The organism is Streptomyces sp. ME19-01-6, from assembly GCF_033793745.1.
In the GTDB taxonomy this organism is placed as follows: Bacteria; Actinomycetota; Actinomycetes; order Streptomycetales; family Streptomycetaceae; genus Streptomyces.
The window spans coordinates 80,052-91,827 of record NZ_JARAXF010000015.1 but is presented as its reverse complement, the minus strand read 5'-3'; the positions used below and the strand labels follow the sequence as shown (position 1 = coordinate 91,827).

Below are 11,776 nucleotides of genomic sequence, written 5' to 3'. Positions count from 1 at the left end.
AAGCTGGCGGCGCTGTGGACGCGGGCGGAGTCGGAGGCAACGCCGTCGTCACGCCGTGGAGGGCTGTACTGCCTGAATCGCCTCGGCGAAGGTCCGTGGTGAGCGGCCGAGGGCGCGTTGCACACCGTCGGACACGTGCGCGTCCTTCCCCAGGCGGAGTGACTCGGCCGCATTGGCGAACGCTTCGGCGTTCGTGGCCGGTACGCCCTGCTTCACGAGCTCAGCGACGTACTCCCGCCTCGCCAGCGCCACGTAGCGGATGGTACGGCCGGTGGCCTCGGAGAGGATGGCGGCCGCTTCGGTGAGCGTCACCGCGCTGGGGCCGGACAGCTCGTAGGTCTGGCCCGTGTGGCCATCCTCGGTGAGGGCGGTGACCACCACTGCGGCGACGTCGTCGGCGTCGAGGAAACTGGCGGCGCCGTCACCGGCGGGCAGGCGCAGCTCACCGGCTCGGACGGCGTCGGCGTAGATGCCTTCGGTGAAGGTCTGCGCGAACCAGCCGGGGCGGCTGATTGTCCACTCCAGCCCGCTGGCGCGTACGGCGGCTTCGCTGTCGAGCGCCGCGTCCCGGATGTCGCCGCTGCCCTGGATGTAGTCGGGATCGTCGATGCCGCGGCCCGAGGCCAGAACGATGCGTCGCACTCCGTGGCGCACCGCGCTGTCGAGGAAGGGGCGAACGAGCCTGCTGCCGTTGAGCTGCACAAGGTAGAGCGCGTGCATACCGTCGAGTGCGGCGTCCCAGGTGCCGGGATCGGTCCAGTCGAAGGGGTGCTCGCCGGTGCGGGACGCCGCGCGTACCGGTATCCCGCGGGCGCGCAGACGGGCGACGACGCGGCGACCGGACTTGCCGGTGGCCCCGGTGACAAGGATCGGTTGTGAGTTCATGTCCCGAGCCAACCGGGACGGGACGCGATCATCCATGCTCTGGACGATCCGATTGATGTCACGACGTCTACACTCGGGGCGGTGGATACCGTATCCGAGCTGCTGGCGGATGTGTGGGGCCGCGGTGCGGTGTTCCGGCCGACGGTCCTGCAACCGCCCTGGGCGCTGAGGATGTCCACCGGCGCCCCGCTGATGCTGGCCATGATGCTGCGAGGCCACGCCTGGGTGGCCGTCGGCGGGCGGGATCCGGTGCGCATCGCAGAGGGCGATATCGCCGTCGTGCGGGGCGACGTGCCCCACGTCGTGGCCGACGCCCCGTCGCCGGCTCTGTCGTCGGGTCCGACGTGGACGGTCACCGCAGCCGACTACTGCCCCGGCGGCACCGGGCCGACGCGCTCCTGCGGCAGGCGGGACGACGACCTCGACGACGGCCCCGTGCTCCTCAGCGGCGCGTTCGAGCGCCGAGGCCGTCTCAGCGAACGACTGCTGCGCGCCCTGCCCGCCGTCCTCGTCACGCCGGCCGCCGGAAGCGCGATCCCGTCACCGGAGGCGATGGCCGAGGAAGTGACCCGCCCCCGGCCGGGGCAGACGCTGGTACTGGAACGGTTGCTGGACCTGATCCTGGTCTCGGCGCTGCGTGGGTGGTTCGATGACGCCCCGGGCTGGTGCCGCGCCCTGGACGACCCGTGGACGGGCACCGCCCTGCGGTTGATGCACGACAGCCCGGCGCACCCGTGGACGGTGGCCGAGCTCGCCGCTACGGCTGGGGTGTCGCGGGCAGCGTTCGCCCGCCGCTTCACGGCGCTGGTCGGCGAACCCCCGATGACCTACCTGACGAGCTGGCGGATCGCTCTCGCCGCCGAACTGCTGCGCGATACCGACCTGACCGTCGACGCCATCGCCCGGCGGGTCGGCTACTCCGGGGCGTTCGCGTTGAGCGTGGCGTTCCAACGGGTGCGCGGCTCGCGGCCCAGCGACCACCGCCGACCGGCCCTGCCATCAGGGCGTTGAGCAACACACCTCTGTGGTAGGGGCGAGCGGGGCGGCTGGGGTAGTGCCGGGACTCTGTTGTTGATCTTGTTCGGGGTGCTGGCGGTGCGCACGGCGTGGGCGGCGTGTCCGAAGGGGAGCCGGCGGTGCTGGTGCGGGACCGTTTGGATGTGCTGGTTGAGGATGAGGAGTTCGCGGACTTGTATCCGTCCGATGGCCGTCCGGGGTTCTCGCCGGGGCAGTTGGCGCTGGTGTCGGTGCTGCAGTTCACGGAGAACCTGTCCGACTGTGCGACATCCCGTGAGTTCCCCTGAGCTCTGCTGACTACCTGGGCCCGTGGCCGGGGGGTTCTTCCTCCTTCGTGTGCTCTGGTGGCCTGTGACGTAACTTCGGAATTTCTGAAGCGTTCTCATCTCGTCCGACCGATCTGTAGTCGGGCCGAAGGCGAGGAGGCTCGGGTTGGCGGCGCTGGCAGTCGTACGGGACCTGCGTGAGCACTGGGCGCCCGCGTCGGCGGAGGAACTGGAGCGGTTCGAGACCGACGTGCTGTCAGGGTTCGTTCTCACGCGGGCCTCGGCAGGACTGGCGGACGGCACCATCCGCGGGGACGTCGGCCACCTGGATCAGATCAGGTCCTGGTTCGGCCGGCCGTTGTGGGACATGGAGCCCGCCGACGCGGATGCGTACTTCGGGAAGGTGCTGCGGCACTCGCCCAGTGGCACCCGGCTGGGCCGGTCACAGGCGCTGAGTACGTACTTCATGTTCCTGGAGCTGCGGCACAAGGTCGAGATCCACCGGATGACCGGCCGGGTGGTCGAGTGCCCGATCGACGAGTTGAACCGGCCGCGCGGGGCCAAGGATGCACAGTTGCGGATCCCGCCGAGTGAGCCGGAGGTCGGGGCGCTGTTCTCGGGCTGGGGTGGCGAGCTGGCGACCTGCAGGAAGTTCGCCCCGACCGCCCGGAACTACACCGCCTCGAAGCTGATGTCCCAGGTCGGCCTGCGGGTGGGCGAGGCATGCGGCCTCGACTTGGACGACATCAAGTGGGACCTGGGTCGCTTCGGCAAGCTCCACGTCCGTCACGGCAAGGGCGCCCGCGGCTCGGGGCCGCGTGAGCGGATGGTGCCGCTGATCAACGGTGCCGACCGGACGCTGCGGTGGTTCATCGAGGACGTGTGGGGTCAGTTTGACGACGATCACACACGGCCGGGTGCCCCGCTGTTCCCGAGTGAGCGGAAGAACACCGACGGTTCCGCCCGCCGGGTCGGCGACGACGCCCTGCGCAACGGTCTCGACAACGCCGTCGGGGCTCATCTGCCGGGTTGGACGGACAGGTTGACGCCGCACGTCCTGCGGCATTTCTGCGCGTCCCAGCTCTATAAGAATGGGCTGGACTTGCTCGCGATCCAGGAGGTTTTAGGACATTCCTGGATTGCCACCACGATGCGGTATATCCACGTGCAGCAGACCCGGGTCGAGGACGCCTGGGTCGCCGGGATGGAACGGGCCGCGAAGCGGCTGGAAGGGCTGGCCCGATGAGGTGGAACCTGCGGCTGACCGCCGCGAACAAGGGTATCTGGAAGGCGTCCGAGCTCCAGCGGAGCCTGGCCGAGCACGGCTTGGTGATCTCGGCCGGGAAGATGTCCGGGCTGTGGTCCGGCCAGCCGGTCTCCCTCAAGCTGGACGACCTGGACGTCATCTGCGTCGTGCTGGGCTGCGAGATCGGCGACCTGTTGATCCCGGAACCGCAGAAGGTCGCCCGCCCCGGCGAGGAGAACATCAGCCGGACCGCTGTCGGTGCCGCCGCACCGGTTCCGGCGGTGGTGCTTAAGCGTCGCGACGGCCGGTCGCTGCCGCCTGCATGAGCCGGTATCCGAAGGGCTACCGCAAGCCCACCGACTCCTGCGACGGCTGCCTGGCCTGGGGCGACTTCAGCGGACGACTCTGCCCTGCCTGCTACATGTTCGGCCGCAGCCACGTGACGGCCGTCTGTGCCGGCTGCCGCCACATCCAGCCGCTGAAGTGGGACTACTGCCGTCTGTGCTGGTGCCAGGCCCGGCTGGATGCCCAAGCCACTGTCGGCCGGCTGGCCGCCGAGGCCGACGTGAGGGCGCGCCTCAACGCGGTCCGGCACCATCAGCTGTTCTTCATGGGCATGCACCACCGCAATGGATCGGCACTCGCCCCTCGGCGGCGCGGCGGACGGCGGGGCGCCCCTCGCAAGCCGCCGCCCGCGCCGGCCTGGCGGCCGAATGCCGACGGGAGACAGCTGCCGCTGTTCGGACAGGTCCCGCGTGACTACGGCCGTCTCGCCCCCTCCGGCGTCGACTTGACCAGCCCCTGGCTGACCTGGGCGAAGTACATCGCTCATCGGTTCGCCGAGGCACGGGGCTGGGGACGCAACATCCGCTTCGCCGTCAACCGCGGCCTGGCCCTTGTCCTCACCGGGTACGTCGAGGGCGACGTCATCCGGCACAGCGAGATCTTCACCCCGCTCCGGTCCCGCGACCTCCCGGTCGGCCACGTCGTCACAGTCCTGGAGGAGATGGGGATCTTCGAGGACGACAGCGAACCCTCCTTCGAGGGCTGGCTCGCCGAGCGTCTGGAGGGTCTCGCACCCGGCATCCGCTCGGAGGCCGAGCGCTGGACCCGCGTCCTGCGTGACGGTGGCCCCCGCAGCCTCCCGCGACGGGAAGGCACGGTCTGGCTCTACCTCAACCGTGTCCGGCCGGCCCTGCTGGAATGGTCGGACCGCTATGACCACCTGCGGGAAGTGACCCGCGACGACGTCCGGACCTACATCGAGACACTGCACGGCCACCAGCGGCGTGACCAACTCGTTGCCCTGCGCTCGCTGTTCTCCTGGGCCAAGCGGAATGGGCTGCTTTTCCGCAACCCGACCAGCCGGATCAAGGTCGGCCAGTACGAGTACGGCGTGCTCCAGCCGCTGGTCCCCGCCCAGGTCGGCCGGTCCGTCGCGGCGGCCACCACCCCGGCAACACGACTCATCCTCGCCCTCGCCGCGGTGCACGCCGCCCGGGTCGCCCAGATCGGCATGCTCATGCTCGACGACGTCGACCTCGGCAACCGACGGCTGGCCATCGCCGGACGCGTCCGCCCGCTCGACGACCTCACCCTGAAACTGCTGCTGGACTGGCTGGAGCACCGGCGAAACCGGTGGCCGAGCACCGCGAACCTCCATCTGATGATCAACAACCAGACCGCCACCAAGACTAGCCGCGCCAGCAACCACTGGATCAGCTCCTCGATGCGCGGCCAGGACGCGACGCTGGAGCGGCTCCGCGTCGACCGGCAGCTCGAAGAGGCGCTGACCCACGGGCCCGATCCGCTCCACCTTGCCGAGGTGTTCGGGCTCGACGAGAAGACTGCGATGCGCTACGCGGACTCCGCACGGGCACTACTGGAACAGGCAGCCGAGCACTCGGCATCGCCCTCAGGAAAAGAACTTGGCCCAGATTGACGCGACTTGGAGTCGGCGTCAGCAGATCCTTGGGAGAGGCGCAGGCACTCATCCCAGGCTTCAAGAAAGCTCTCGTAGGTGTTGAGGCGTTCTTGGCGCATCCAGTGACCGTGCTCGACGGCACCTTGGTCCTGTACTTGCCGCAGGACGGCTTCGGCGTTCTTTTCCGCGCCGAACTTAGCTGCCCGCGCCCCAACAACCGCTCCCAAGCCGGTTGCCACTAACCCGATCACTGCGATGGCGAGAGGAACCACGAAATCCGTCACGGCGGCACATCATGGCTGCTCAATCAGTTCAAGTGAACACCGCGTCGTGCGGCCTGACAGCAGGACCAACGGCATCACAGCTCGTCAATCAACCGCGAATACATGAACATGTCCCGGCGTTCGTCCCCCACCTGTTGCCATCCACGCAGCACCGAGCGCAACCCGCGCGGAGCAACCTCACCGCTGCTTCATCAATGACGACAGAGGGTGTCGGGTTTACGGCCGACGATGGACGTATGCGCGAAACCCCAGAAGAACTCAACAAGCTCCAGTCCCTCCTCGGCTCCTCCCTCTCCGGCTCGACCGCACACCTCCGCTCGATCGTCGAGGGCCGCACCATCACGGCGGCGCAGCTCACCGGGGTCCTCACCGGCATGTGCACGCTCGCCCTCTCCACGGTGACCGCAAAGGGCGAACCGCGGATCAGCGGCGCCGACGGGCACTTCCTGCACGGCCGGTGGCACTTCGGCACGGCGCGCAACGCCGCCAAGGCCCGTCATCTCGCGTCCCGTCCGGCCGCCAGCGTCGCGCACATGCGCGGCGAGGACCTCGGCGTGTTCACCCACGGCACGGTGGAGGAGCTGAACCCCGAGGACGCCGAGACCACGGCCGACTGGCAGGAACTCCTCGCCTACTTGAAGGACTTCTACGGCGACGACGACGCCTTCGACTGGAACCGCGAGGTCGTCTACTACCGGCTGAACCCGCACTGGATGACCGTCTACGCCTCCGACCTCGACAAGCTCACCGGCACGTGACGCCGGGCCCGTCGACGAGGGCCTGCACCTGCGCGTACGTGGGTGCGGGGCCGGTCGACGGCGCGCCGTCGCGTACCGCCAGCGCCGTGGCGACGGCCTCGCCCAGCGCCCGCCGGTACAGCAGCGACCCGAGGCTGCCCCGCGCCCAAGCTCTCAACTCCTTCCCCAAGCTCTCAACTCCGCTTCGCTGCGTTCGAGCAGGGGGCCGCTCGGCGTCTTGCCGGTCCAGGGGACCAGGAACGGCAAGGTCGCGAGTTGGCCCCGAACCCACGGAAGCAACTCCGCAGAGCACGACGACGGACCCTTGAGTTCCCACCGAGAACCCTTCAGTTTGCGTGAACTTACGGGCCTCTTCGGCCTCGGGGAACATCGGTACAGCGGTTGGCGCTGAGAACGATCATGGTCAGGGGGTGAGTGCGCTGACCCGGTTCTCGTACTCTCGGCGGGCCTGGAGCTGGGCAGACTCCCCGTGGACTTAGACGTGACGGATGTAGGCGGGCGCTGTCGGGAAACCCAGTGCCCACCCAGGCGTCCGCCGCCTATACATAGGGGGACGAGAACTCCGCGCCCGGCCGGCCGCCGGGCAGCCTGCATCCTGCGGGCCCCGACGGAACGGCGAGCACCTGGTGCTGAACCTGGAAGAGCGCATCACCCGAGTCTGGCACCAGGAGGTCCGGCCGCTGGTAGCGGATGCCTACCGCTGCCACAGCACTGGCACCCCGCGGGCCGCCATCGTGGCCACCTGGACCGCAGTCTGCGCCGACATCATCCACAAGCTCTACCAACTCGCCGAGGACGGCGACGGCACGGCCGCCGAGGTCGTCAAGAGGATCGAGAGGGCCCGCAGCACGGCCGACGCCGAAGCGGTCAAGACGATGCAGCAGGTCGAGGGGAAACTCCTGCAGAACGCGCTCGACCTGGAACTCATCGACTTCGTCGAGCACCGGCAGCTGGAACGTCTGCAGCAGGACCGCAACCTGTGCGCGCACCCTTCCCTGCGCCCGCTCGGGGACGTGTTCACCCCGAGCGGCGAGTACGCACGGGCTCACCTGGTGGCCGCATTGGACGCCCTGCTGATGCACCCGCCCACCCAGGGCCGCAAGGCATTCGCCCGGTACACGGCGCACGTGAGCGACCCCTCCTTCGTCGGCCACGCCGACTACCTGGTGCAGATGTTCGCCCAGCGCGTGAAGTCCAGCGCTTGGAAGCAGATCCTGGGCATCGCGGCCAAGCACGCCATGCTCGAACTGGAGGTGCCTGAGGACACAGGCATCACCGCGAGTGTGGCTGCCGACCGGCACGCGCTGTGCCTGATCGCCTTCGCCCAGCACGACCGAGACGCCGTGCAGGAGGCCGTCACCAAGGCGATGAGCACGTTCAACGGGCTGCCCATCCAGAAGCAGCTCAAGACGATCAGACGCCTGGGCACGTTCGACGTGTTCATGGATGCCCTGGATGAGACGGTGTGCCAACAGATCGGCACCTACGTCGAGCGCAGGCCAGCCCTCGTCACCAGCGCCTCTGGGGCGGTCGCGGTGGATCCCCTGCTTACCCTGGCCGGGGTAGACGCCGTTCGAGACCGCATCCCTGCCTTTGGCAGCAAGTTCGCAGAGCTGCTGCCGGGCCAGCAGGCGGGCGTTATCGAGCGGCAACCCTCCGCTTACTTCACCGACTGCTTGGCGCCCATCCTGGCCGCGGCCGGCGGATGGCGCACCGCCGAGCGCCTCACCACGATGACGGTGATCCCGTGCGCACACCTGATCCCGCCCGAGCAGCTGGCCAGCATCCTGACTGCATGGGCCGAGAACCCACAATGCCGAGAGGCGTCAGGGATGACCGACCTCGCGGTCACCTTCTGGACGCAAGCCACCCACCTCCAGTCTCATCCAGCATGGACGGCGTTCGTCAAGCGAGTGCGAGAGCTCGCGTTGGATCCGCAGTGGTTTCAGTACGAGGAGCTGGCTGCCGTCATCGGCTACAAGGACGGCACCAACGTCTCGTAGGGCGCTGGCCTTCGGCACCGCTTGGGACTGGGTTCCAGCAGCCCCGCCAAATGGTCAGATCGGTGCGAGCGCGCTGACGCGGTTCTCGTACTCACGGCGGGCCTTGCGCTGGGCCGGGACCGCAGGGGCATCTTGTCCGCCGTCGAGCGGCTGGCAGCGGTTGAGGAGCTGGCGGTGGAGGGCGGGGGCGGCGGTGACGCGCAGGGTGTAGACCTGTCCGCGCCGTACGGTCACCCCCTGGTCGAGCGCGGCGCGCTCGGCGGGCTCCAGGTCAGTGGTGCGGAGGAAGTCGGCGACCTTGCCCGGCATGTCGAGGGTGACCGGCAGTTCCGGCGCCGGGGAGTCCTCCTCGATGGCGGCAGGGTCGGGCAGGAGGTCGGCGACGGCCGTGCGGATGGCGCCGCGGCTGACGCCGTGGTCCCGGGCGAGGGCGGCGATGGAGCGGCCTTCCAGGTACGCAGCGCGCACATCGGCGGTCTTCGCAACCGCCAGGGCGGGCCGGCGCCCGCCCTTGCTGCCCTTGGCCTCTACTGCCGGTCCGAGGAGACCGACCAGCTCAGGATCTCGAAACGCATATGACTCTCCAGGGTTGCTCTTCACTCCTCAACCTGCTCAACCTCCAGCAGAGGGCAAACGGGCAAGGCCAGTGTTTGGGTGGTACGTGACGCTGCGCTTGCCGATAACTTCATCCGTGCAGGTCATGCGGCATGCTGGTATTCGTGGAGGATGCCGCCGAGGCGATCACGTCGTCGTATGTCGAGGCGGCTAATGTGTCCGGATTGTCGATCGGCGCAGGTAATGGGTGCAGTGGGCGGGCGTTGGCGATGTCCTGGTGTGGTCGGTGTCCGTTGTAGAACTGCTCGAACTCGCGCAGGGTGTGGAGCAGGTGCCGGTGGTTCCAGATCAAGGTGCGGTCCAGGAGTTCCCGTCGGCAGGTCTGCACCCACCTTTCCATGATCGAGTTCATTCTCGGCATCTGAACGCCGCTGGAGGACGACCTTGATCCCCGCATCCGCCAGGACGGCATCGAACAGGTCGGGGAACTTCCCGTCCCGGTCCCTGATCATGTAACGCGCCCGGCAGCCCACGTCCTCAAGATCCATGACAAGGTTCTTCGCAGCCTGCGCCACCCACGCTGAATTAGGGTGCGCGGTGGCACCCAGCACCCGGATCCGTCGGCTCGCGTGCTCGATGGCGGCCAGCACGTACATCCGAGCCCCGGATAGCGTGACCGTTTCGAAGAAGTCGCAGGCCAGCAGGGCATCGGCCTGGGAGCGCAGGAAGTCCGCCCACGTGCTGGAGAACCGCTCGGGTGCCGGATCGATGCCGGCCTCCTGCAGGATCTCCCAGACGGTGGAAGCGGCCACCTTCACGCCCAGGACGAGCAGTTCACCGTGCAGGCGGCGATATCCCCAGCCGGGGTTCTCCCGCGCCAGGCGCAACACCAGGGCCCGCACCGAGTGCACGGTCCGAGGCCGTCCCGAGCGCCTGGGCCGGGAGGCGGCAGCATGGCGGCGTGCGAGAAGGTCTCGGTGCCAGCGCAGCACCGTGTCCGGACGCACCAGCAGCCGAACTCTGCGGAGCACGTCCGTGGGGAGCCGGTGCAGCAGCGCTGCCAGAAATGCCCGGTCGCTCGGGGTGAACCGCACCCGATCCTTGCCGAGTTGGCGTTCCAGCACCATGATCTGGTGGCGCAGGGCGAGTATCTCGACAGTCTTGTCTCGATCGCCCATCGGTAGCAGGCGCAGCATGGCGAACGCATTCGCCACGCCCAAGTAGGCCAGTCGCAGCAACACGGTCGATCATCTTGCCGCGGTCAGCGCCAGCCTCGCGAGAGCGCCCGCTCGGGCGACTACGCCGGTCGACCTCCCGTACACCGCGCACACCGCATCCCACCAGGGCGGATGATATTTTCGGCAAGCGCACCGCTTCGGCAGCTTCTTGACCAGGGTGTCGGCGCGGAACTTGCCCGCGCGAGTGGTGATCTGATGGTCGCAGGCGACGGCGAGAACGTAGCCGACCTGCCGTCCCTCCAGCGCGGTCCGCAGGTGCGGGTTGCCTCCGTAGACCTCGTCGCCGGCCACCCAGGACGCGGGGACGTCGGCGTCCAGCGTACGGCCTATCATGCGGGCGGCGAGCGCGGGCTTCGTGGTGAAGCCGACGGTGTCGGGGACACCGGCCGCACGGCAGCGGGCCACATCCTCGGTCCAGGAGCGCGGCACGTACAGTTCCCGGTCGATTGCCGCGTGTCCGAGCGGGGTGGAGTAGGCGAGGTAGACGGCGACCTGGCTGTTCTCGATGCGTCCGGCGGTTCCGGTGTACTGGCGCTGCACGGCCACCGTGGCGGTGCCCTTCTTCAGGTCGCCGGTCTCGTCCACGACCAGCACAGCGTCGTCGTCGCGCAGCCGCTCGACGACGAAGCTGCGGATGTCGTCACGGACCGCGTCGGCATCCCACTTGGCCCTGGTCAGCAAATGCTGCAGGTCGTCCGGGGTCCCATCCCCAGCCCGCTCGGCGAGCGTCCAGCAGTTCTTGCGCGGCAGGTCCGACAGCAGTCCGAGGACGAACTCCCGTGCCCGGCGTCGCGGTTCCACTCGGGCGAAGCGTCCCGCGATCCGGCCCATCAGGGCCTCGAACATGTCCTGCCAGCGGGCAGGATCTACGCTGTGACTTGCGGCCACCGCCTGATCTTCTGTCTTCACACACCGATGATCACCGGTGGCCGCGCCCCTTTCCCGACCAGCCTTCAACAGCAAAATCACCATCTGCGTCTGGAGTGCCGAGACGCTGCCGGTGCCGCAGGCCATCCATCACCACGGCCAGAAGTTGATCGGCCTGCTGTTCGCCGTCGGGTTCGCATTCGGTGACGAAGGCGACGGCGTTGACGAGCTTGAGTACCTGGCCCACTGCGACGTCGGTGCGGACCGTACCGGCCTGCTGGGCCCGGTCGAGCAGGGCCGCCGCAGCGGAGTACATCGTCTCCCGGCACCAGGAAACGTTGGAGCCCTCATCGCGCAGGGCAATCATCAGTGCCGTCGCCAGGCTGCGTGACGTGCTCCCCTGCATGACAAGTTCCCGTAGCCAGGTCTTTAGCCCCTCGTCCGGGGATTGTGCGGCGAGCAGTTCTTGCGACCGTGAGTACAGGGCCTCGATCTGGTCGCGGTGGACGGCCTGCAGCAACGCCTCCCGGGTCGGGAAGCGGCGGTAGAGAGTCGCGTTCCCGACGCCGGCGTGGCGGGCGATGTCGTCCATGGGAACGTCGACTCCCCGCACAGCGAAGACTTCGCGAGCGGCGCTGACCAGTCGTTCGTAGTTGCGCCGTGCGTCGGCTCGGAGCTCGGGCTGGGGTGGAGGTGTGGGCATGGCGCCTCCTGTTTGCGAACTGGGGAGTCT

Annotated in this window: 11 protein-coding genes and 2 pseudogenes; 7 read left to right on the top strand and 6 right to left on the bottom strand. The window is 68.5% G+C overall.

Annotation, left to right across the window (positions count from 1 at the left end):
* Positions 1 to 48 precede the first annotated feature (48 nt).
* Complete coding sequence (locus PV419_RS29225; RefSeq protein WP_319694053.1) at positions 49 to 885, bottom strand: NAD(P)H-binding protein; 837 nt, start codon at positions 883 to 885, stop codon at positions 49 to 51.
* A gap of 81 nt (positions 886 to 966) precedes the next feature.
* On the opposite strand from PV419_RS29225, the gene PV419_RS29220 reads away from it, so the two are divergent.
* From PV419_RS29220 to PV419_RS29195, 6 genes are all read left to right on the top strand, one after another.
* Entirely contained in the window at positions 967 to 1,896 is a 930-nt protein-coding gene (locus PV419_RS29220) for an AraC family transcriptional regulator (RefSeq protein WP_319694051.1), read from the top strand.
* A gap of 95 nt (positions 1,897 to 1,991) precedes the next feature.
* Complete coding sequence (locus PV419_RS29215) at positions 1,992 to 2,189, top strand: hypothetical protein (RefSeq protein ID WP_319694049.1); 198 nt, start codon at positions 1,992 to 1,994, stop codon at positions 2,187 to 2,189.
* 145 nt (positions 2,190 to 2,334) lie between these two features.
* Complete coding sequence (locus PV419_RS29210; protein WP_319694048.1) at positions 2,335 to 3,414, top strand: site-specific integrase; 1,080 nt, start codon at positions 2,335 to 2,337, stop codon at positions 3,412 to 3,414.
* Positions 3,411 to 3,740 carry a helix-turn-helix transcriptional regulator gene (locus PV419_RS29205; RefSeq protein ID WP_319694047.1) on the top strand — a complete coding sequence of 110 codons (330 nt, stop codon included), beginning with the start codon at positions 3,411 to 3,413 and terminating at the stop codon, positions 3,738 to 3,740. Before PV419_RS29210 ends, PV419_RS29205 begins: the two co-directional genes overlap by 4 nt.
* A complete protein-coding gene (locus PV419_RS29200; RefSeq protein WP_319694045.1) occupies positions 3,737 to 5,356 on the top strand; it encodes a hypothetical protein in 1,620 nt (539 codons plus the stop codon). Before PV419_RS29205 ends, PV419_RS29200 begins: the two co-directional genes overlap by 4 nt.
* A 502-nt stretch (positions 5,357 to 5,858) precedes the next feature.
* Positions 5,859 to 6,380, top strand: a complete 522-nt coding sequence (locus PV419_RS29195) for a pyridoxamine 5'-phosphate oxidase family protein (protein ID WP_319694043.1) — start codon at positions 5,859 to 5,861, stop codon at positions 6,378 to 6,380.
* On the opposite strand, the gene PV419_RS29190 is transcribed toward PV419_RS29195, so the two are convergent.
* Positions 6,367 to 6,537 (bottom strand): hypothetical protein, encoded by a 171-nt coding sequence (locus tag PV419_RS29190; RefSeq protein WP_252368524.1) that lies wholly within the window; start codon positions 6,535 to 6,537, stop codon positions 6,367 to 6,369. The genes PV419_RS29195 and PV419_RS29190 overlap by 14 nt on opposite strands.
* A gap of 577 nt (positions 6,538 to 7,114) precedes the next feature.
* On the opposite strand from PV419_RS29190, the gene PV419_RS29185 reads away from it, so the two are divergent.
* Positions 7,115 to 8,383 carry a hypothetical protein gene (locus PV419_RS29185; protein WP_319694041.1) on the top strand — a complete coding sequence of 423 codons (1,269 nt, stop codon included), beginning with the start codon at positions 7,115 to 7,117 and terminating at the stop codon, positions 8,381 to 8,383.
* Positions 8,384 to 8,437: 54 nt separating this feature from the next.
* Here PV419_RS29185 and PV419_RS29180 read toward each other — a convergent pair whose 3' ends face one another.
* From PV419_RS29180 to PV419_RS29165, 4 genes and pseudogenes are all read right to left on the bottom strand, one after another.
* Positions 8,438 to 8,983 carry a resolvase gene (locus tag PV419_RS29180; RefSeq protein WP_319694039.1) on the bottom strand — a complete coding sequence of 182 codons (546 nt, stop codon included), beginning with the start codon at positions 8,981 to 8,983 and terminating at the stop codon, positions 8,438 to 8,440.
* Between the two features lie 98 nt (positions 8,984 to 9,081).
* Positions 9,082 to 10,179: pseudogene (locus PV419_RS29175) on the bottom strand (helix-turn-helix domain-containing protein).
* A 132-nt stretch (positions 10,180 to 10,311) separates the two neighbouring features.
* Positions 10,312 to 11,007, bottom strand: a pseudogene (locus PV419_RS29170) (IS701 family transposase); the annotation flags it as partial.
* Positions 11,008 to 11,095: 88 nt separating this feature from the next.
* Complete coding sequence (locus PV419_RS29165) at positions 11,096 to 11,746, bottom strand: helix-turn-helix domain-containing protein (RefSeq protein WP_319694037.1); 651 nt, start codon at positions 11,744 to 11,746, stop codon at positions 11,096 to 11,098.
* Positions 11,747 to 11,776 lie beyond the last annotated feature (30 nt).

What these genes read in the sequence shown, in the direction of transcription:
- PV419_RS29205 (WP_319694047.1), top strand. Translation starts at nt 3,411, where the DNA reads ATGAGGTGGAACCTGCGGCTGACCGCCGCGAACAAGGGTATCTGGAAG.
- PV419_RS29200 (WP_319694045.1), top strand. Translation starts at nt 3,737, where the DNA reads ATGAGCCGGTATCCGAAGGGCTACCGCAAGCCCACCGACTCCTGCGAC.
- PV419_RS29225 (WP_319694053.1), bottom strand. Translation starts at nt 885, where the DNA reads ATGAACTCACAACCGATCCTTGTCACCGGGGCCACCGGCAAGTCCGGT.
- PV419_RS29195 (WP_319694043.1), top strand. Translation starts at nt 5,859, where the DNA reads ATGCGCGAAACCCCAGAAGAACTCAACAAGCTCCAGTCCCTCCTCGGC.
- PV419_RS29165 (WP_319694037.1), bottom strand. Translation starts at nt 11,746, where the DNA reads ATGCCCACACCTCCACCCCAGCCCGAGCTCCGAGCCGACGCACGGCGC.